Genomic DNA, 20,399 nt, shown 5'->3' on the forward strand with positions numbered 1-20,399 from the left:
GTTACCTAATTGTTTTAAATGCCAGTAATAGCAGCAAGCTCGTCATCAATTTCTTTTAATAACGCATATTTATTTATAGTTTTATTATTTTTTTGCTTGTTAACTATTTCAATGTAATCGTCACTTTTCCCACCAAAGCGACGAGCCAAGTTTTCAATATCATTTGATGTTAATGTTTGAGAGTGTCTTGAAATCAAGTTTTGCATTACTACCTGTATCTGTATGTTTTATTATTATAATATGTGGACATTATTTGTCTATTATATATAGAATAGTTGTTAAAACTAGTAAAAAAGTATTTTTTTGAAAGGCGTTTTGTGTGCATAAGTTTAACATAACCGGATTAGACCCCGCAGCTAAAGAAATAAAACCGGCTTCCAGCTATGCTATTTTAGCCCCATTGGATAATTTAGCTATAGAATTCGCGTTACATTGCGTTAACCTCGAAGCAAAGAGTAATATTTTTGTTATTTCTTCTCAAATAGAGTCATTTTTTGAGTCGCCTTTCTCTAATGTGCTATTTGATACTTATAAACAATCGCGCGTTCACTCATTTTCTTTTACCAAAGAAATTGCCGATTGGGGAATTAAGCGTATTAGCCACGGTATTATTAAAGAGCTAAATGGTTATGAAGGTATAAGTAATTCATTAATACTGCTCCATTTTAGTACCGAGCAGTTGCAGGACTTTAATGATGCTCAAATTGAGCAACTTATTGTTCAATACAACCAGTTTTTAGCAAATGCAAATGCTAGTTTATTATTTCTAATTTCAGGCCCTGAAGTGGCTAACTTTCGATTTTTAGTCAGACGTCTTAATAAGTTATTTAGCGGGATTGTTTTTGTAGATAATGATTCATCAATGCGAGTACTTGAATACGATTATTGGAGTCATGGGACTGGCGTTTTATCGAATGTTCAATACTCGTTAATGGTTAAAAATAACCGATTTGTCGTTGAAGAAAATGTATTAGAGAAAAACGAACCTAACAATCTAAAACTTAACGATGAGGATGATGTGTGGCTAGTTCAAAACTCAGTGCCTGAGGGAACAAAATTACCTACATACTACCAAACAGTTAAAGAAAATAGCGACTTATTTGATAAAGGACCAAGGCTTACTGCGGCAACCTTAGTATTTTCAGTTACTCGTTACACCGACTTGGCTGATTTAGGTAAGCAATGTTTTGAGCTTAGAAAAAACTGTGGACGCTGGTTAAAATTAGTTATTCAGAATGTAGACGGTATTATCAGACATCAAGATGAATGTTTGTTTTTAACCCTAGGTGTAAACTTAATCTTATATAGTTTTTCAGAGCCTTCTCGTTTGCTCTCGCAGATTCAGTCTATTCAGGGGTTTCAGTTTTCAAGACCCCTACCACCTTCAGTTGAGCATGTACTACAGTATACGGAGAATACTTTTTCGAAAGGTTATTTACCGTTTATTGATTTTACAAGACAAGTTGAAGTGCACAGCGATTCTGCAGTTAATTTAGGAGTTAGTGGGGTGTTAGTTATTTTAGAGTTACTCCCAAGAATTGACCCAATTCATCCTCTGCATTTATTTCATATAAAACGTGAGGGTGATGTATTTAGTGTAGCGGAAAATAAAGTGTACTTATATTTGCACGCATGCAGAGAAAATGATGTTACAAACGCCATAAAGCATTTGTTTAAATTAGAAACGAGTGATTTTTTTGCTCAACAAAATGTGATTTCTGATCATTTTTATATTCAACAAGAATGTAAGCAATTACGTCGATATTATAGAGATAAAAATGTACCAGACCTTACCGAACAACTTAAAGAAAATGATAGTTACAAATATGTACCCGATTTAACACAAAGCCCTAAAGTCGATATTGGTACGCCGGAGTTTTTTACTCAAACTCGTCCAGATGCAAAGCCCTTTATAATGAATAGAAGGTAGTTATAAATGAGTATCAATCAGTTTTTAATTACGGTGTTTTTTGCCGTTTTACTCGGTGTTTTATTAGCATTAACGAGCCGCTACCTATCTGTAAAGTTTAAAAAGTTCTATTACAAAATGACGTTTAGACATGAAGTGTTAGAGCCCTATATACCTAAAAATAAAAGTAAGGAAAATAAGTGAAACTGTCTGGATTAGGGGTGTGGAACCTTTATTTTATTGTGAAATTTGCTCTGTTTTATTATGGTGCAATCGACTTTGATTTTTTAAGTAATGCGGCATTTGCAGCTCTTTTGGCTATTCAATTGAAAGATGTTCGCATTGAGAAAGTTAAGCATGTTATTGCTATCGTGATTGCGGTAATACTGCTTTATAAGGACTCTTGGCTTCCCCCAATAAACCGTTTGACTAAGCAAGCGGGTAATGTCCAAGATTTTAGCTTTGGGTACTTTATTGAGTTAATGGGGCGAGTTATAAATGTAGATATGCTGCTTGGGTTTTTTATCATCGTTATATTGTTTTGGTATAGCTCGCAATGGATTAGATTTACTACAGTGACCATTGCTGGTTTGATGTTTATTGGTTGGCAAGGGCAAAGTAGTCTAACAAATAATAATGTCAATCAAGTTGCAGGTAATAACTTTGCTGCAGAACCTCAAAATAGAGAGTCAATTGTAACAACGGAAACTCAATCTCCAGAACAAAAGCTGAAAGATTTTTACCAGCAACAAAGCTTGTTAACAAGCCATTTCCCACAAGAATATAATGGTGAAATGTTTGACGTTATTATTTTAAATATTTGTTCTATGGCTGTAGATGACTTAAATACGATTGGTGTTAGCGTAACTGACATGTATAAAGATTTTGATGTTGTTTTTTCTGACTTCAATTCAGCTACATCATACAGTGGTCCTGCAGCTATCAGATTGCTTCGAGCGAGTTGTGGTCAAACAAGTCAAACTGCATTATTTAAAGATGCGCCAGAGCAATGTTACTTATTTAAAAACTTAGAAAAACTTGGGTATCAAAATAATATAGTAATGAATCATGATGGGCATTTTGATGAGTTTAAAGGATTAATTAAGAAAAATGGCGGTTTAGATTCAAAGCCATTTAATATTGATTCTATGCCTGTTGCGCAATATGGTTTTGATAATAGCCCTATATATTCAGACGGAGCTGTTTTAAATGGTTGGCTCGATACTGATGCAAAAGATTGTGCGCCGTGTGCTATGTACTACAACACAATTAGCTTGCATGATGGCAATCAATTCGTTAATCATGCAAGAACAACGAATCAAGAAAGCTATCCAACCAGACATGAAAATTTGTTTTCTGATATTAATAAATTTATTAAAAACTTAGAGAAACGTGATCGAAATGTCATGTTAATGATTGTGCCTGAGCATGGTGCAGCGTTAAAAGGTGATAAAGTACAATTTGCTGGATTACGTGAAATACCAAGCCCAGCTATTGTTTCTGTGCCAGTGGCTATCAAGTTTATAGGTCCTGATGTTCAAAGTTACTCGCAAATAGTTATTGATGAGTCAACAAGCTACTTTGCACTCTCAGAGTTAATAAACAAAACACTGCAAACAAATTTATTTGGTGGTAATAGCAGTATTGCTAACCTACTAGAAAACTTACCGAAAGCGCCAAAAGTAGCTGAAAATGCCGATACTATTATGATGTATGTAAATAAACGACCTTACATACAACTAGATGGTGGTGATTGGTCTGCATACCCTCAAGGCAAGTAATAAATTAAAAAGCCTATAATGTAGGCTGACATTACAAATACGGGTGCTTATTTGATAAGTACCCGTATTTATCCTCACTTTGGCTTTGGTTTAACCCTTTAATCAATTTCGTCCAAAAATGTTTACAATAAACTACCTTCTCAAAGCTACTTAGCGTATTATTCTGCCAATATAGTTTTTCCTTCTTTGAGGATGTATGCGTCTAGATATTCACTGTGCTGATCGAATTGGTATCGCCCAAGAAATCCTTAATATTTTAGTTAACTACAGCGTTGATTTGAAAGGAATTGAGGTTGATTCGGTTAACTGTCGTATGTATGTAAGTTTCCCTGAAATTGAGTTTGAACAATTTCAAAAAATTATGCCCTCTATTCGTCTAATTGATGGTGTACATGATGTACGTACTACTGCATTTTTACCTTCTGAACGTGAGCATAATGAACTAAACACATTGCTGCGCGCATTACCTGATGGTGTTATTTCTATTGATGCTAAAGGCTGGGTACGTTTGTGTAACGATGCAGCCTGCAAAGATTTACAGCTAAATGAAAAAGACGTTATTGGTGAAAATATTAATAACTTGCTTAAAGGCTTTAATTTTACTCGATGGTTAGAAAGTAAAGAAGTGCTGGGGCAAACTACCCGAGTGGAAGTGGCAGGAGAAGACTTTATTGCAGATATTTTACCTATTGCAGTACCGCAAGGTGGTGAAGGTGACGTACTTGCTGGCGCTGTTATTAATATTAAATCGCAAAGTCGTTTAGGTCAGCAAGTAAGTGCTTTTAGGCGCTATGGGCAAGAAAGCTTTGCAACTATTCATAACTTCAGTACTGCTATGCGCCGTGTTGTACGTGAAGCCCGAAAAATGTCACAACTAGAAGCACCAATACTAATTACAGGCGAAACAGGCACTGGCAAGGAGTTGCTTGCTAGGGCGTGCCATTATGCCTCTAATCGTTCAGTTAAGCCTTTTATTGCTTTGTCGTGTGCATCACTTCCTGATGATGTAGCTGAGTCTGAATTGTTTGGTTACGCAGGTTATGAAGACAATACAGCACCTAAACGTGGTGTGCTTGAGCAAGCTGATGGTGGCACGGTATTTTTAGATGAAGTTGGCGAAATGTCGACTCAATTGCAAACTAAATTATTGCGATTTTTGCAAGATGGTACATTTAGAAAAGTAGGCGACGAAAACGAAGTTAAAGTAAATGTGCGCATTATTGCTGCAACACAAAAAGATTTACCAGCAATGGTGCAAGAAGGCGTTTTTAGAGAAGATTTATATTATCGTATAAATGTTTTAACGTTAGAAATTGCCCCGTTACGGGATAGAAAAGCCGACGTAGGACCACTTGCAGAACATTTTATTCAAAAGTACGCTCAGCAAAACGGGCATGATGTGCCTCTTTTATCACAAGAGTGTTTGAGCTTTTTGCAAGAATATCCGTGGCCGGGTAATGTTCGCCAACTAGAAAATGCAATTTACCGTGCAGTGTCGTTATTAGATGACAGTGAATTACGTGTTGAGCATTTACAGTTGCCTACATTTACACACGAATTAGGATACTTAGAGTCAGATTTTGAAGGCTCGCTTGACCAAGCAGTAAAACGCTTTGAAGCAACATTGTTGCGTAAGCTCTATCCTGCTTATCCTAGCTCTCGCCAATTAGCAAAACGCTTAGGTTTGAGCCATACGGCTGTTGCGAATAAACTACGTGACTACGGTATTAACCGTAAAACTGTAAAAGTGTAATTGACGTAAAAATATTAAAATATGAGGGCTAATTTTTAGTCCCCATATTTTTTGTAACCCCATCGATAGCAATTGTTTCTATGCCGTCATCATTAAAGTTCATAATAATACTGGCATTATTTCGAGTGAAAAAATAACTGCGATCATTAAGCTCTATAACGTAATCACCTTTAACTGAATTGCTAAATTCCTGCTTTTTAAGTACAACAGTGTGCTCACCAATTTGCCAATTAAAACCCTGTATAAAACCATTATTAAACTCTTGTACCCAGACCTGATTTTCATCTTTTGAAAGTGTAATTGCTACTGAATATGAATTAGGAATTTGATCCATATTGTAACTTTTAGAGCCAATAGTGAATTTCCCCGAATTTTGTTGCCAAGCAAAACCAAATTCAAATGGTTTTTCAATGCCTGTCGGGTAGGTAATTGTTCCGCTGCCAGGTAAGCTAAAGTCAGCAAGTGCATTATTACTCGCTGCTAAAAACATAGTAGCGATAAGTATATTTAATTTTAATTTCATAAAATAATTTTTTTTTGTATTTATAACTTTAGATTAAAACAGAATATTCGTCATCGCAAGTGCCTGTGCTACACTCAGGTAAATTAAACTGGTAAGACCTTTGCTGTGAACTTATATTTTAGACTTCTTTTACTGTTTTTTAAAATTAAACGTAATCAAGAATACCAAGACTTACTCGATACAGTAGATATTGATTACAAATCGCTGCCTACTGATTGTGATATAAATCTACATCTAACGAATTCTCGTTATTTAGCAATGATGGATCTATCTCGTACGTGGATGACCGAACGCGTAGGTTTGCTTAAACAAATTTTAAAACGTCGTTGGTTTCCTATTGTTAATGCAACCGCAATTACCTATATTCGCGATATTAAACCCATGCAGCGCTATACAATTAGTACAAGGTTAGTTGGGTGGGATCATAAGTATTTTTACATCGAGCAAAAGTTTCATTCAGTGCGTGGTTTACATGCTATTGCCTACGTAAGAGGGGTATTTAAAAGCAAAAAGGGTATTATAAGCATTGAAGAAATGCTTGAAGTTGCTGGTTTTGAGGGGAAAACACCTATATTACCTAGTGAAGTAATGCACTGGAAAGAAATGCTAGAGCAAAAAAAGATAAATAATTTACCCAAATAGCGTATTTAAGAATACGAAAATAAAAAAAAGGCCTTTCGACCTTTTACACACACATATATTAAAAGCACTTTTTAGAAGCTATATCTAACGCCAAACATTGCCACAATAGGGTCTAGCTTAACAGTTGAAGTTAGTGCTTTTGTTCCATTAGCGTATACAGTTGCATCGGTATCAATATCCATAAGCGATACCATTGCGTGTAGTCCCCATTTTTTATTGATTTTATAGTTAGCACCTACTTGCGCCACAAAACCAAAAGAATTATCTAGTTTTACTTCCACGTCGTCTGTTCCCAGCGTAGTTTTAAGTGCTTGTGATGGTTGCTCATCAAAAAAGATTGTGTAGTTTATACCTACACCTACAAATGGTCTAAGTGCATAGCTTGTGTCTAAAAAGTGATATTGCGCAATAAGCGAAGGTGGCAGTTGTTTTATATCAGCAATTTTATTACCGGCTAAACCACCAGTTCCATTTACATCATGAGAAAAAGGTGTTGATGCAATGAGTTCTAATACCCACTTATCGTTAAATGCATAATCCACTGTAATACCTAACTGAGTATCTGAATCGCCTTTAAGCCCTAAGGTAGGGGCTTCATTGATTGATGAACTACTGTTGTCAGGATTTATGTTTATAGCGCCAACATTTACGCTAAAGTTAGCGTGTGCAGCAGGAGATAGCGCCAATAAAGAGGTTAATAATGCAATGCTAATAGTGGTTTTCATGTTGTTCTCCAAGAACTACTTTTTGATTGACACTATTATTGCAGCGCTAAAAAAATATAAACCTGTTCTAGATCAAAGTTTCAAAAATGATTGAATATTGTGAAGTTATTTATTGATATAGATTAATTTTAGAGTCGATTTATAAAACAACAATTGACATTTATATACTCATTTAGCTCGTTGGATTTATTAATGCTGAACCACTAAACTAGGCTTTTTATTTTTCGAGGTTACATTTATTAAATTGAATTCGTTTTAATATTGAAAGCTCAATATGCTTAGCCTTATTTTAAATAACGCTTTGCTTTATTTTCTTTTACACTTTGAAGATCGACTAAAACCAAACCATCTATACAATTATTAAAATTTGGATCGATACTAAAGCTTAAAAATTTCACACCGTTTGATTTACACAATTCAGTGTATTGTTTAAATAAAGTAGGCACCTGAGCGTCCATATTAGCAAGTACATGCTTTAGTTCTACAAAGTCATCTTTTACGTCGTTACCACTAAATACAGTGTGGCATTGCATTAGTTGTTGCTCACTTAGTTTAAATTCATTGTTTGGCTTAGCGAGGTCCACATCGCTTTTATAATAATATTGATAATAATAGACCAACATAGCCTTTGCCTGCTCTGGTAGTGCATTAGACACCGTTACCGCGCCAAATAAATAACGATATTGCGGATAATTTTTTATAAAAGCTCCAATGCCATACCATAAATAATCAAGACTTTTGCGACCCCAATATTTAGGTTGTACAAAGCTACGACCAAGTTCTATTCCTTGCTGTAGGTAAGGAGTCATTGCATTGGTGTAAGTAAATAAGCTATCTGTATAAAGGCCTTCTCTTCCATGCTTTTTAATAATATCTGCTGCGCAGGCTAAACGATATGCACCGACTAATTCTAATTGTGCAGGGTCCCATAGCACAAGATGCTGATAATCCATATCATACTTGTCTATATCACGTCGTTTACCACTGCCTTCACCCACGGCTCTAAACGCTATTTCTCTCAAACGCCCTAATTCTCTAAATACGCAAGAGCTCCCCGTATATTGATAAAGATATATGTGCATTGCGTCTTGTGTTTTACCCAAAATTTGACATTGTTCAATCGCTTTTTTAAGTTCTTTTTTACACTCGGGTATAGCTATGGGCATTTGCGTTTTTAGTGGTAGTATTTTTTTAGTTGTTAATCTATATAGCTGTTTACGAATTAGATTTACTATTTCTTTGTCTTTTAGGTTTTCTATTAAATAAGATTCTGGCGGAATAGATGCGCCAATTTCAAATTCTAATGATTTTTGACGTTGTTTAAACATTTCTTTTACTAACAATAGACTCGCAAGAGGTTTGTAAATAATTGAAGTACCATAAAATAGTGGGCTGTTTTTAGCTTTAATAAATATCGGTAAAATAGGGCAATTTGCTTTTTTAGCTATACGTAAAAAGCCGCTATTCCATTTACAATCTTTTATACCTGTAGGGCTTAAGCGTGAAACTTCACCTGCTGGGAATATTAATAAAGTCCCTTCATTTTTTAAATGCTGATGAATATTATTTAGTTCTATTTTTTTACTCATTCCGGATAAATTGTCTACAGGTAATAATAGGTCGCGCATAGGCTCTACCGACATCAGCATGCGATTAGCCACTACTTTTAAGTCGGGCCTTACTGTTGAGAGTACTTTTATCAAAGCCAGTGCATCTAGTGAGCCAATGGGGTGGTTTGCGACAATAATTAACTTGCCTTCACTTGGTATATGTTCAATTTGCTTTGGTTTGTAGCGAGTATTAAAATCAAGTTCATCAAGTACTTGCTCTACAAACTCAAGTCCTTGTAAGTGAGGATAGGCATTGCCAAAGGCAACAAACTCTTGTTCATTTAATAAGTACTTTAAGCCTTTTTTTACAACACTAGTCACTTTTGGTGAGTTTTTTAATTGCGGTAAATTTACTGTTATTACGTCATCAATACTGATCATATTAACCTCTATTACACGTTGATATATTTTCCATTGGAATAGAGTAAAAAAGAGGTGTGACAGTTACTTTGCAGTTGTGTGATTTTTTAAAGTATTAATTAGGCAAAGCAACGTTTTACTCATAAATATAATTACTTTATATTTATGAGTAAAACTTTATAAGGAGTAGGTATGTCAGTATTAGTTGCTATTACAGGGCGAGATAACACAAAGTTAATGGCGCAATTACAAGCACGTTTACCCGCTATTCGTATTGAGGAGTGGCCAGATTGCCTCAACGTAGAGGATATAGACTTTGTACTTGCTTGGAATGCTCCTGAATCTATGTGGGCGCAGTTACCTAACTTAAAAGTGGTGTCATCATTTGGTGCGGGAGTTGATAGCATCGATTTAAAACAATTAGCTGAGCATATTGATGTTGTTCGCATTGTTGATGATCAACTAGCAGAAGATATGGCTGAATATGTGCTTACACATATTTTAGCTCAAAAACTGCGTTTAAATGAATATTTTATTAAACAGACTCAGCAGTGTTGGAAACCTAAACGCGCTCATAACCATAAAAATGTGGGCATATTAGGTTTCGGTGAATTAGGTAAAAAATGTGCTCAAAAACTGGTTGAAAATAGTTTTAATGTAAGTGGATGGGCACAAAGTTATAAAAGCTCTACAAGTGTTCATGTTTATTATGGTGAGCAGGGGTTAGATGAAATGCTCACACATATAGATTATTTAGTGTGTTTGTTGCCACTTACAAATGCTACAAGGGGGATTATTAATAAAACATTACTAGAGAAACTTTCACCTCATGCTGTTGTTATTAATGTAGCTCGTGGTCAGCATGTTGTTGAGCAAGATTTATTAACTGCACTAAATAATGAGAGTGTGCGAGCAGCTACCCTTGATGTTTTTGATCAAGAGCCATTAAAAAATGATCATCCATATTGGCAACATCCAAAAATAACGTTAACACCTCATTGTGCTGCATTGTCTGATTTAAATAGTGTTATAAACCAGATAGTAGAAAATATCGAATGTTTAAATGAGGGTAGCAAGCTAAATAATCTAGTAGATAGAACTAAAGGTTATTAAGTGACAAGTAAATAGTTTAAAAAACAGCTTGTTTACACATGTAATTTTTATTATTGTTAAAGAAGATTCTCACAAATAAAAATTATAAAGAGGGTGTCATGAAATCAAATCAAAGTGGCGTTAAGTTAAGTTTTATTATTATTTCAATTATCGTTTTGGGTGTTTCTGCTTGGTTTAATCAGGCGAATGCTGAAGATGCCCCTCATAAAAAACAAAACAATGCAGAATTAATAGAAACTATTGATAACGGTTAATAGCTTACCCTTTTTACAATGAGCACTTTTGATTATTACTTAAATACAATTTTAACGCGGTATTTAGGCATACTACTAAGTGCCTCAAAGTAAATTTACTTTATGGTTATTTACTCTTTTTAATTAAATGTATAGCTTCATCATCAGTATTTATTTCTAAAAATCAAAAACTAAATAATATTGAAAGACGATAGTATTTTTCAATGTTAAATTTTAGATAATAAAAAGCCCAGCATTAACTGGGCTATAAAATATTCTAAGGATAAGGATTAACTTTGGGCTACATTAAATTGCCCGAATGTATAAACCTTAAACAAATAAAATGTGTTGATCAACACTAAACTCATATTTGAAATAACACTCGACGACATAAGATCTAGGCTAAATGATAAAAATAACAGACCACAAGCACTAACTGCGGCAACGCGTAGCAGTGTTATATGGTTAATGAAGAATGCACCTAAACCTAGTGCAAGTAGTATTGTGTTTAAAAGCCAATCTAGCTCATTTAGCATGGTCGTTTCAATAGTTCAGTTGTTGAAAAAAGGAGCGCCATTATGTTGATCTTTTGCACACCTTTCAACCAAGTAATTTTAAATTTTCAGATTAGTTTTTTTAATGCTAAAAGTATTTATAAATAGCAGAAAATAACCCCTTATCGGCTATTACTTGATACCTTTGGCAACTCTGTGGGTTTTTTAAATCACTGCATAAATAAAGATATTTACGTTTAGAATCGAGTTGTGGGTGCAAGTTTGAGTCAATAATAGTGGCACCGTACCCAAATACACCAGACCAGTAGATGCTTTCACTCACCATTCCTAATTTTTTATAGGTAAGTAGCGTTGGCTTTGGAAAAGCTAAAATAATGACTGCTACGATACTTAAAGTTATGAATAACCCTTTTTTTGGTTTATTTATTTTTTTTGTATTATTAGAATTTGAGCTAGAAATTGTTTGATTAGGTTTTGCAGTTGCTGGTTGACGCTTACTTTTTTGTGTTGTTTTTTTTCTTGTTGGGGTTTTCCCAAGCAAGGATTGTTTATTTGGTACTTTTGACATAATGCAAATTTGGCCTTTTTTACATAGATCTCTATAATTAAACGAGTAAATTTATATACTAAGCTAATTAATATGATAACTTAAACTTAGCTAATAGCCTATTGAGGAATAAAGATGAATGCGCAGCTATCAATTTTAATTGTAGATGACGTTAGCACCGTGCGTAGCTTTTTGAGCCAAACGCTCATGCACTTAGGGATAGAAAACGTAAAAGAAGCATCCACTGCATCACAATGTATCAGTGAGTGCCAGGCTATAAATTATAATATAATCTTTTTAGATATTGAATTACCAGATGGTGATGGTAAAGAGTTAATCGCACAGATTAATGAACTAAGCCCTGAAACAAATGTAGTCATGGTATCGGCTCATTCTGGAATCGAAAATGTAAAAGACGCGATAGACAAAGGCGCTAAAGGGTTTGTAGTAAAACCATTTACACCTAAAAAAATAGCAGCAATGCTTAAGAAGTTTTATCCAGACTTAGAAAATGTGTAATTAAATATACCAATCTGCAATAACACTTAATCAATTTGAGGGATTAAATCTGACGCTAACTGGGTTAAAAATTTCTGATATACGACTGCATGGATGAAGGAGGTAGAGCAATGCAGGAGCAATTGCCGAGAACAATTAAATAACGAAATTTTTTCCTTGTCGTCGTTAAGGTTTTTTATCTCAAAATAGATTACTTACATTAGGCGAATTGGTATTAAAAAAGATAATTAAATTTAGAATAAAAAAAAACCGGCAAAAGCCGGTTTTTTATATTCTAACAAAAACAAATTATAGAGCTTTAATTTTAGCTGCTATGCGACTCTTATGACGAGCTGCTTTGTTTTTGTGGATTAGACCCTTAGTTGCGTAACGGTCTAGGATAGGTGTTGCAACAGTAAAAGCTTGCTGTGCAGCTTCTTTATCGCCCGCTTCAATAGCAACAAGTACTTTTTTGAAGTATGTGCGCATCATTGAACGACGGCTTGCGTTGTGCTGGCGGTTCTTTTCGCTTGTTATAGCGCGTTTTTTTGCAGACTTGATGTTAGCCAAGGTTTGCTCCTAACAATCTTAAAATAAAGCTTAAAATAAAGGCGGTGGAATATGCCTGTTTCTATCATGGATGTCAATTTAAATTTAACGACCCAAGAAAAACTGCACCATATAACGAGCATCAATTTGCCGCTTTAGCAGTTAATACCGACATTGTAACAAAGCACAGACCCCCAGCCTAGTGCTTTAAAGCGATTTATAAAAAAGACTGTGGCATAATTGCATCAATTACCTATTTTTGAGTGGATTTAAGGTGTCAAAAGGTTTATTTCGGTCGGGTATGATTGTTAGCTGTATGACCATGATATCGCGAGTTTTAGGGCTTGTGCGGGACGCTGTGGTTGCTAATTTGTTAGGTGCAAGTGCAGCAGCAGATGTTTTTTTGTTTGCGAACCGTATTCCTAACTTTTTACGCCGCTTATTTGCTGAAGGAGCCTTTGCTCAAGCATTTGTACCAGTGTTAAGTGAGATTAAAGAGCAACAGGGCGACGATAAGGTTAAACTTTTTGTTGCGCAGGCTGCTGGTACCTTAGGTACTATTTTACTTATCGTTACTATTATTGGTGTTGTTGCCTCTCCTGTTATTGCCGCATTATTTGGTACCGGTTGGTTTATTGATTGGTGGCAGGGTGGAGCGAATGCAGAAAAGTTTGAACTTGCCAGTTCATTACTTAAATTAACGTTTCCTTATTTATTTTTTGTGAGCTTAGTTGCACTTAGCGGCGCAGTAATGAATGTGTACAATCGTTTTGCTGTAGCTGCATTCACTCCAGTATTACTTAATGTTTCTATTATCGCATGCGCCATTTTTTTACATGATAAGTTTTCGGTAGGTGCTTACTCACTCGCCATAGGTGTATTTGTTGGTGGTGTTGTGCAGTTGCTATTTCAATTGCCATTTTTGTATCGTGCAAAAATGTTGGCTCGACCGCGTTGGGCTTGGCAAGACGAAAACGTAAAAAAGGTACGCAAACTTATGTTACCAGCATTGTTTGGTGTATCTATTAGCCAAATTAATCTTTTGCTTGATACGATGATTGCCTCGCTACTCATGACCGGTTCAATTGCGTGGCTATATTATTCTGATCGTTTAATTGAATTTCCACTCGGATTGTTTGGCATTGGCATTGCCACGGTAATTTTGCCTGCGCTATCTAAACTTCATAGTAGTAAAAAAAGCAGCGATTTTCAGCATACGTTAGATTGGGGGGTTCGGTTTGTTATATTCCTAGGCTTACCGGCAATGATCGGTTTAATGATAATTAGTCCATTAATTATCACTGTGTTGTTTGATCACGGCGCATTTAAAGAAGACAGTGTTGATCATGTGAAAGCAGTGAGCTTGGGCGTTATAGCTTATTCGGTAGGGTTAGTTAGTTTTATGCTTATAAAAATATTAGCCCCTGGATTTTATGCTCGTCAAGATACAAAAACACCTGTACGTATTGGTATAATTACTTTGGTACTAAATATGGTGTTTAATATTATGCTTGCTCCTTTTATTGGCTATTTAGGCTTGGCGCTAGCTACCTCAATGTCGGCGAGTTGTAATGCTTTTTTACTTTATAGGCAGCTTAAAAAAGAAGGGGTATATCAATTTTCCTCTATGAGCTTATATTTTACGCTCAAATGCATAGTGGCAAGTTTGGTTATGGGGGTTGTCGTTTGGTTTACTGCGCATCACTATAATTGGTCTAGTTGGGGCTTTACAGAGCAAGTTATGTTGCTTACAGCATTATTAGTTATTGCAGGCGTAAGCTATTTTACAATGCTGTTTTTGATGGGCGTTAGACTAAATACGATAAAAAGTGTAGCAATTACTGAATCAAATTAAAAAAAAGATTATAATCGGCAACTCTGCGGCTTTTATCACTTTTGGTCGCAATTAATAACTCGCTAAAAAGGCAATTAGGTAGCATGGAGTTAATTAGAGGTATACACAATATTCGTCCGCAACATTTTGGTTGCGTGCTTACTATTGGTAATTTTGATGGTATTCACTTAGGTCATGCTGAAGTACTAAAAGGTTTGCTCGCTGATGCTAAAGTGCACCGTTTACCTAGCACTGTGATGCTGTTTGAACCTCAGCCACAAGAGTTTTTTGCTAAAAACAATGCACCAGCACGATTAACGCGCTTACGAGATAAACTACGTTTATTAAGTGACTTAGGAATTGAACGTGTTATTTGCATCAGTTTTAATCAGCAATTTGCAAATATGCGTGCCGAGCAGTTTGTTAGTGATATTTTAATTAAAAAGTTAGGCGTTAAAGCATTAACGGTTGGCGATGATTTTAAGTTTGGTAAGCAACGCCAAGGTAATTTTGACTTACTCTACAGCATGGGTAAACAGGCGGAAATGGATGTTAAAAGCACCGCGAGTTTTCGTCAATTAAATGCTAGAGTAAGCAGTACTTTAATACGTGATGCCTTAGCCACTGGCGATTTAACCAGTGCGAAAGTAATGCTTGGTCATGACTATGCTATTTCAGGCCGTGTTATACACGGTTGGAAAAGAGGGCGAGAGCTAGGTTTTAGAACGGCAAATATTGCGCTTAAACGTCAAGTTTGCCCTGTAAATGGTGTGTTTGCTGTGCAAGCAACGATTGCAGGTAAATTGATTTATGGGGTGGCAAATATTGGTAATAAACCCACGTTTAATGGTACTCGTGCATTACTAGAAGTTCATCTTTTTGATTTTGCGCAGGACATTTACGGACAATTTATGCATGTGGAGTTGATAAAAAAACTTCGCGATGAGAAAAAATTCGAGACATTAACACAATTAACGGCACAAATAGCGACTGATGTTGCCGCCGCTAAGCAGTGTTTTGGTTTAAATTAGATAGCCGATAGATACGGAATGTAGGATTAATGAGCGATTATAAACATACTTTGAATTTACCGGAAACACCGTTTCCAATGCGTGGCAATTTGGCACAACGTGAACCAAAAATGCTTAAAGCATGGTATGAAGACGACCTGTATGGTCAAATTCGCAGCGCGAAAAAAGGTAAAAAGACCTTTATTTTGCATGACGGCCCTCCGTATGCAAATGGCGATATTCATTTAGGTCATTCAGTAAATAAAATATTAAAAGACATTATTGTTAAGTCAAAAACATTATCTGACTTTGACTCGCCGTTAGTTCCTGGTTGGGATTGTCATGGTTTGCCAATTGAGTTAATGGTTGAGAAAAAAGTAGGAAAGCCTGGCGTAAAAGTGACAGCTGCAGAATTTCGCGAAAAATGTCGTGCATATGCAAAAAAACAAGTTGAAGGTCAAAAAGTTGATTTTAAACGTTTAGGTGTATTTGCAGATTGGGATAAGCCTTACTTAACAATGAACTTTGACTTTGAAGCGAATGCAATTCGTGTACTTGGTCGTATTATTGAAAAAGGCCATTTGCATAAAGGCGCTAAGCCTGTGCATTGGTGTACAGACTGTGGTTCTGCATTAGCAGAAGCTGAAGTTGAATACCAAGATAAGCAATCTCCTGCTATTGATGTACGTTTTACTTTTATTGATCAAGATGCTGTTGTTAACGCGTTTGATTTGGCTGATGGTCATAAAGGTGAAGGCAGTGTTGGTACTGTTATTTGGACAACAACACCTTGGACGCTTCCTGCAAACCGCGCAGTAGCTGTGCATGCCGATTTAGAGTATGCATTGGTACAGGTTGAAGATGAAGGTGTACAACAACGTCTAATTTTAGGTTCTGAGCTTGTTAAAGATGCAATGGACCGCTTTGGTTTTAATCACTTTCACGTATTAGGTTATGTAAAAGGTGCTGTGCTTGAAAATTTACAAGTAGCTCATCCTTTTTATGATTTTAATGTACCAGTGATTGTAGCAGAGCATGTAACTACTGACTCAGGTACCGGTGTTGTACATACAGCTCCAGGGCATGGTCAAGAAGATTTCGTGGCTGGCTTAAATTACAATCTTGAAGTAGCTAACCCTGTTGGTGCAAATGGTGTTTATTTACCAGATACCGAACTTTTTGCAGGTCAGCATGTATTTAAAGCCAATGCGAGCGTAATTGAAGTATTAAAAGAGCACGATGCATTAATGCATCATCATGCTATTACACATAGTTACCCACATTGCTGGCGTCATAAAACACCAATTATTTTCCGTGCTACACCACAATGGTTTGTAAGTATGGATCAGGCTAACTTGCGCCAAGATTCTCTAGCTGAAATAAAAAATACTCAGTGGTTACCAGAGTGGGGCGAAAGCCGTATTTCTAATATGGTTGAAAGCCGCCCAGATTGGTGTATTTCTCGCCAACGTACATGGGGTGTTCCAATTGCATTGTTTGCAGATAAAGACACTGGTGCGCTTCATCCAAATACCCAAGAACTAATTGAGCAAGCTGCACAGCTTGTTGAAAAAGCAGGTATTCAAGCATGGTACGACCTAGACCCTGCTACATTGCTTGGTGAAGAAGATGCCAAGCAATACATGAAAGTGCAAGATACGTTAGATGTATGGTTTGACTCAGGTGTGTCGCATGCATGTGTTGTAGATGCGCGTGAAGATCTAGTTGGTCCAGCTGATTTATACCTAGAAGGTTCTGATCAACACCGTGGTTGGTTTATGTCATCAATGATGACATCAGTGGCTATTAATGGTCACGCACCATACCGCCAAGTATTGACTCATGGTTTTACCGTTGATGAAAACGGTCGCAAAATGTCTAAGTCACTGGGTAATGTTATTTCACCACAAAATGTGATGAATAAACTAGGTGCTGATATTCTACGTTTATGGGTTGCTTCTACCGATTACACTGCAGAAATGACTGTGTCGGATGAAATATTTAAACGTTCAGCAGATCGTTACCGCCGCATTCGCAACACAAGCCGTTACTTGCTTGCTAACCTAAATGGTTTTGATCCGAAAACAGATCAAGTAGCAGTTAACGATATGGTTGAGCTTGATAAGTGGATTGTTGGTCGTGCAACTCAATTACAAACAGAAATTTTAGCTGCATACGATAGCTACCAAATGTTATTAGTAACGCAAAAGCTAATGAACTTCTGTACAGGTGAGCTTGGCTCGTTTTACTTAGATGTAATTAAAGACCGTCAATACACTGCTAAGAGTGACAGTCACGCACGTCGTTCTTGTCAAACAGCGCTTTATCATATTGCTGAAGCAATGACGCGTTGGATGGCACCTATTATGAGCTTTACTGCACAAGAAATTTGGGAAGCTTTACCAGGCGAGCGCAGCGATTACGTATTTACATCAGTTTGGTATGATGGCTTACAAGCGCCAACTAATAACCAATTTAGTAATGATGACTGGTTAGAAATTCTAACGGTACGTGACGAAGTAAACCGTTTATTAGAAGCTGCACGTAAAGAAGAGATTATAGGTGCAACACTTCAAGCCACTGTTAATTTATTTACAGGTAAAGAGCTTGCAGCTAAATTAAATGCGCTTGGTGATGAGCTGCGCTTTGTATTATTAACATCAGCTGTGAATGTAACTGAAGTTGATAGTCAGCCTGCTGATACACAAACAACTGAAATTGAAGGTTTATTCATTAGTGTTGCTGCAACTGATGCTGCTAAATGCGAGCGTTGTTGGCATTACAGTGAAGATGTAGGTGTTGAACCTGCTCATCCTGAGATTTGTGGTCGTTGTGTTAGTAATGTTGATGGCGAAGGCGAAAAGCGTCAATTCGCTTAGGAGTTATTCTTAGTGAGCAAACTAGCCCAAAAAAGTGGTTTAGTGTGGCTTTGGTTGAGTCTATTACTTTTAGTAATAGACTTTGCCAGTAAAACACTTGTTGTAAGTACTATGGCTTATCAAGAGTCGATAAATTTACTCCCTGTTTTTAGTATTACTTATGTGCATAACTATGGTGCTGCTTATAGTTTTTTAAGTGAAGCGGGTGGTTGGCAGCGTTGGTTTTTAAGTTTTATAGCTATTGCCATTAGTGCTTTACTTGTTTGGTGGTTAAAGCGTCTACCAGCGACAAACAAAGTATTATGTAGTGCATATGCTCTTATACTTGCCGGCGCTATTGGTAATTTATACGATCGTATTGCATATGGTTATGTAATCGACTTTATTCACGTATTTTATAACGACTCGCATTTTCCTGTATTCAATATTGCTGATAGTGCTATTTGTATTGGCGCTGCATTATTGTTATTTGACGCCTTTACAGGTGAGAGTCCGAAGGAGCATAAAGCATGAGCCAAGCTGTAATTGGTGAAAACTCGCAAGTTATTTTTCATTTTTCTATTAAGTTAGAAGATGGCTCTGCTGCGGATTCTACTAAGGTACATAACAAGCCTGCTAAATTAACAATGGGTGATGGCAGCTTAACTGCAAACTTCGAAAAATGTTTATTAGGTTTAACAGCTGGCGAAAGCAAAACCTTTGAACTTGAACCTGAAGATGCTTTTGGTAAGCCAAATCCTGATAATATTTACTATGTTGATCGTAGTAAGTTTGGTCCAGAAACACCTGCAAAAGTAGGTGCCATTATAGCGTTTACGCAGCCTGATGGTACCGAACTTCCTGGTTTAGTACGCGAAGTACAAGGCGAGTCGGTAACAATTGATTTTAATCATCCTTTGGCTGGTCAGCGTTTAACGTTTGAAGTTGATATTATCGAGGTAGAAGGTTAATGGAAATATTACTAGCTAATCCACGAGGCTTTTGCGCTGGTGTTGACCGTGCTATTAGTATTGTTGAACGTGCTTTGGATATTTTTGAAAAGCCAATTTATGTTCGCCATGAAGTAGTGCATAACCGCTATGTGGTTGATGGACTAAAAAGCCGTGGTGCGGTTTTTGTTGAAGAGCTTGATCAAGTGCCAGATGACAGTATTGTTATTTTTAGTGCGCATGGCGTATCACAAGCTGTTCGTAGCGAAGCGAAGCGTCGTGATTTAAAAGTATTTGATGCAACGTGTCCACTTGTAACTAAAGTACATATGGAAGTAACACGTGCAAGTCGTAAGGGCATTGAGTGTATTTTAATTGGTCACCATGGTCATCCTGAAGTTGAGGGAACAATGGGGCAATATGATAATTCAGCAGGTGGAATTTACCTTGTTGAAACCGTTGATGATGTTGTTGCGCTAAATGTAAAAAATGCTGAAAACCTTTTTTACTGTAGTCAAACAACACTCTCTGTTGATGATACAGCGGATGTTATTGATGCATTACGCAAAAAATTTCCGTCAATTGACGGACCTCGTAAAGATGATATTTGTTATGCAACGCAGAATCGTCAAGATGCTGTGCGTGATTTAGCCGATAAAGTGGATGTTTTATTGGTTGTTGGTGCTAAAAATAGTTCTAATTCAAATCGCTTACGCGAACTTGCAGATAAAATGGGCACTACTTCGTATTTAATTGATGATGCAACGGACGTACAAGAGCAATGGTTTACAGAGTCTAAATCGGTTGGAGTAACTGCTGGGGCATCTGCACCAGAAGTACTTGTACAACAGGTTATTAGCCGATTAAAAGAGCTTGGTGGTAAGCAGGTTGTTGAGAACCCAGGCGAAATAGAAACTATTGTGTTCGCTGTTCCTATTGAACTGCGTTAATCTAAATATAGAGTATTAAGCTTAATAAAGGAGAGTCGT

At 36.4% G+C, this 20,399-nt stretch carries 20 protein-coding genes; 13 read left to right on the top strand and 7 right to left on the bottom strand.

What is annotated here, in order from left to right; all coding sequences use genetic code 11:
• Positions 1–14 precede the first annotated feature (14 nt).
• On the bottom strand, positions 15–206 hold the full coding sequence (gene bcsR / locus GQR56_RS07270; protein WP_166109902.1) for a BcsR/BcsP family cellulose biosynthesis protein: 192 nt from the start codon (positions 204–206) through the stop codon (positions 15–17).
• A gap of 113 nt (positions 207–319) precedes the next feature.
• Between bcsR and bcsE the strand changes: the two genes are divergently transcribed.
• The 3 genes from bcsE to tyrR all read left to right on the top strand — a co-directional run bounded on the left by bcsE (position 320) and on the right by tyrR (position 5,443).
• Entirely contained in the window at positions 320–1,930 is a 1,611-nt protein-coding gene (gene bcsE / locus GQR56_RS07275; protein ID WP_166109905.1) for a cellulose biosynthesis protein BcsE, read from the top strand.
• Between the two features lie 179 nt (positions 1,931–2,109).
• The gene (bcsG, locus tag GQR56_RS07280; protein ID WP_166109908.1) at positions 2,110–3,690 is read left to right on the top strand and encodes a cellulose biosynthesis protein BcsG; all 1,581 of its coding nucleotides are present in this window, start codon (positions 2,110–2,112) and stop codon (positions 3,688–3,690) included.
• Positions 3,691–3,886: 196 nt separating this feature from the next.
• Positions 3,887–5,443 carry a transcriptional regulator TyrR gene (tyrR, locus tag GQR56_RS07285; protein WP_024610234.1) on the top strand — a complete coding sequence of 519 codons (1,557 nt, stop codon included), beginning with the start codon at positions 3,887–3,889 and terminating at the stop codon, positions 5,441–5,443.
• Between the two features lie 28 nt (positions 5,444–5,471).
• On the opposite strand, the gene GQR56_RS07290 is transcribed toward tyrR, so the two are convergent.
• Positions 5,472–5,966: a hypothetical protein gene (locus tag GQR56_RS07290; protein ID WP_166109911.1), complete on the bottom strand. Its 495-nt coding sequence runs from the start codon at positions 5,964–5,966 to the stop codon at positions 5,472–5,474.
• 105 nt (positions 5,967–6,071) lie between these two features.
• Here GQR56_RS07290 and GQR56_RS07295 point away from each other — a divergent pair, with 105 nt between their 5' ends.
• Positions 6,072–6,608 carry a thioesterase family protein gene (locus tag GQR56_RS07295; protein ID WP_166109915.1) on the top strand — a complete coding sequence of 179 codons (537 nt, stop codon included), beginning with the start codon at positions 6,072–6,074 and terminating at the stop codon, positions 6,606–6,608.
• A gap of 71 nt (positions 6,609–6,679) precedes the next feature.
• Here GQR56_RS07295 and GQR56_RS07300 read toward each other — a convergent pair whose 3' ends face one another.
• Positions 6,680–7,333, bottom strand: a complete 654-nt coding sequence (locus tag GQR56_RS07300; protein WP_166109918.1) for an OmpW family outer membrane protein — start codon at positions 7,331–7,333, stop codon at positions 6,680–6,682.
• Positions 7,334–7,617: 284 nt separating this feature from the next.
• Entirely contained in the window at positions 7,618–9,324 is a 1,707-nt protein-coding gene (locus GQR56_RS07305) for a lysophospholipid acyltransferase family protein (RefSeq protein WP_166109921.1), read from the bottom strand.
• Positions 9,325–9,495: 171 nt separating this feature from the next.
• Between GQR56_RS07305 and GQR56_RS07310 the strand changes: the two genes are divergently transcribed.
• Together GQR56_RS07310 and GQR56_RS07315 are read left to right on the top strand one after the other, a co-directional pair.
• Positions 9,496–10,416, top strand: coding sequence for a glyoxylate/hydroxypyruvate reductase A (locus GQR56_RS07310; RefSeq protein WP_166109924.1), 921 nt, complete (start codon positions 9,496–9,498; stop codon positions 10,414–10,416).
• 98 nt (positions 10,417–10,514) lie between these two features.
• The gene (locus GQR56_RS07315; RefSeq protein ID WP_024610228.1) at positions 10,515–10,670 is read left to right on the top strand and encodes a hypothetical protein; all 156 of its coding nucleotides are present in this window, start codon (positions 10,515–10,517) and stop codon (positions 10,668–10,670) included.
• Positions 10,671–10,939: 269 nt separating this feature from the next.
• Here GQR56_RS07315 and GQR56_RS21470 read toward each other — a convergent pair whose 3' ends face one another.
• Both GQR56_RS21470 and GQR56_RS07325 read right to left on the bottom strand, forming a co-directional pair.
• Complete coding sequence (locus GQR56_RS21470; RefSeq protein WP_024610227.1) at positions 10,940–11,185, bottom strand: hypothetical protein; 246 nt, start codon at positions 11,183–11,185, stop codon at positions 10,940–10,942.
• Positions 11,186–11,291: 106 nt separating this feature from the next.
• A complete protein-coding gene (locus GQR56_RS07325; RefSeq protein WP_166109927.1) occupies positions 11,292–11,732 on the bottom strand; it encodes a hypothetical protein in 441 nt (146 codons plus the stop codon).
• Positions 11,733–11,846: 114 nt separating this feature from the next.
• On the opposite strand from GQR56_RS07325, the gene GQR56_RS07330 reads away from it, so the two are divergent.
• A complete protein-coding gene (locus GQR56_RS07330; protein WP_024610225.1) occupies positions 11,847–12,230 on the top strand; it encodes a response regulator in 384 nt (127 codons plus the stop codon).
• Positions 12,231–12,518: 288 nt separating this feature from the next.
• Here the strand turns inward: GQR56_RS07330 and rpsT are convergent, their stop codons facing one another.
• Complete coding sequence (rpsT, locus tag GQR56_RS07335) at positions 12,519–12,779, bottom strand: 30S ribosomal protein S20 (RefSeq protein ID WP_024610224.1); 261 nt, start codon at positions 12,777–12,779, stop codon at positions 12,519–12,521.
• 253 nt (positions 12,780–13,032) lie between these two features.
• Here rpsT and murJ point away from each other — a divergent pair, with 253 nt between their 5' ends.
• The 6 genes from murJ (at position 13,033) to ispH (ending at position 20,360) form a co-directional block, all read left to right on the top strand.
• Complete coding sequence (murJ, locus tag GQR56_RS07340) at positions 13,033–14,613, top strand: murein biosynthesis integral membrane protein MurJ (protein ID WP_346775752.1); 1,581 nt, start codon at positions 13,033–13,035, stop codon at positions 14,611–14,613.
• Between the two features lie 83 nt (positions 14,614–14,696).
• Positions 14,697–15,623 (top strand): bifunctional riboflavin kinase/FAD synthetase, encoded by a 927-nt coding sequence (gene ribF, locus GQR56_RS07345; protein ID WP_024610222.1) that lies wholly within the window; start codon positions 14,697–14,699, stop codon positions 15,621–15,623.
• 29 nt (positions 15,624–15,652) lie between these two features.
• The gene (gene ileS, locus GQR56_RS07350; RefSeq protein WP_166109930.1) at positions 15,653–18,481 is read left to right on the top strand and encodes an isoleucine--tRNA ligase; all 2,829 of its coding nucleotides are present in this window, start codon (positions 15,653–15,655) and stop codon (positions 18,479–18,481) included.
• Positions 18,482–18,493: 12 nt separating this feature from the next.
• Complete coding sequence (lspA, locus tag GQR56_RS07355; RefSeq protein ID WP_024610220.1) at positions 18,494–18,994, top strand: signal peptidase II; 501 nt, start codon at positions 18,494–18,496, stop codon at positions 18,992–18,994.
• Positions 18,991–19,431 (top strand): FKBP-type peptidyl-prolyl cis-trans isomerase, encoded by a 441-nt coding sequence (gene fkpB, locus GQR56_RS07360; protein ID WP_008166565.1) that lies wholly within the window; start codon positions 18,991–18,993, stop codon positions 19,429–19,431. The genes lspA and fkpB overlap by 4 nt, the downstream gene beginning before the upstream one ends.
• Entirely contained in the window at positions 19,431–20,360 is a 930-nt protein-coding gene (ispH, locus tag GQR56_RS07365) for a 4-hydroxy-3-methylbut-2-enyl diphosphate reductase (RefSeq protein WP_166109933.1), read from the top strand. Before fkpB ends, ispH begins: the two co-directional genes overlap by 1 nt.
• Positions 20,361–20,399: the final 39 nt, after the last annotated feature.

The organism is Pseudoalteromonas sp. Z9A5, from assembly GCF_011378875.1.
Taxonomy (GTDB): Bacteria; Pseudomonadota; Gammaproteobacteria; order Enterobacterales; family Alteromonadaceae; genus Pseudoalteromonas.

Excerpts from the sequence above, each read along its gene's own strand:
- bcsR (WP_166109902.1), bottom strand. The coding sequence starts at position 206 with ATGCAAAACTTGATTTCAAGACACTCTCAAACATTAACATCAAATGAT.
- tyrR (WP_024610234.1), top strand. The coding sequence starts at position 3,887 with ATGCGTCTAGATATTCACTGTGCTGATCGAATTGGTATCGCCCAAGAA.
- GQR56_RS07290 (WP_166109911.1), bottom strand. The coding sequence starts at position 5,966 with ATGAAATTAAAATTAAATATACTTATCGCTACTATGTTTTTAGCAGCG.
- GQR56_RS07300 (WP_166109918.1), bottom strand. The coding sequence starts at position 7,333 with ATGAAAACCACTATTAGCATTGCATTATTAACCTCTTTATTGGCGCTA.
- GQR56_RS07305 (WP_166109921.1), bottom strand. The coding sequence starts at position 9,324 with ATGATCAGTATTGATGACGTAATAACAGTAAATTTACCGCAATTAAAA.
- GQR56_RS07310 (WP_166109924.1), top strand. The coding sequence starts at position 9,496 with ATGTCAGTATTAGTTGCTATTACAGGGCGAGATAACACAAAGTTAATG.
- GQR56_RS07315 (WP_024610228.1), top strand. The coding sequence starts at position 10,515 with ATGAAATCAAATCAAAGTGGCGTTAAGTTAAGTTTTATTATTATTTCA.
- GQR56_RS21470 (WP_024610227.1), bottom strand. The coding sequence starts at position 11,185 with ATGCTAAATGAGCTAGATTGGCTTTTAAACACAATACTACTTGCACTA.
- GQR56_RS07325 (WP_166109927.1), bottom strand. The coding sequence starts at position 11,732 with ATGTCAAAAGTACCAAATAAACAATCCTTGCTTGGGAAAACCCCAACA.
- GQR56_RS07330 (WP_024610225.1), top strand. The coding sequence starts at position 11,847 with ATGAATGCGCAGCTATCAATTTTAATTGTAGATGACGTTAGCACCGTG.
- ribF (WP_024610222.1), top strand. The coding sequence starts at position 14,697 with ATGGAGTTAATTAGAGGTATACACAATATTCGTCCGCAACATTTTGGT.
- ileS (WP_166109930.1), top strand. The coding sequence starts at position 15,653 with ATGAGCGATTATAAACATACTTTGAATTTACCGGAAACACCGTTTCCA.
- fkpB (WP_008166565.1), top strand. The coding sequence starts at position 18,991 with ATGAGCCAAGCTGTAATTGGTGAAAACTCGCAAGTTATTTTTCATTTT.
- ispH (WP_166109933.1), top strand. The coding sequence starts at position 19,431 with ATGGAAATATTACTAGCTAATCCACGAGGCTTTTGCGCTGGTGTTGAC.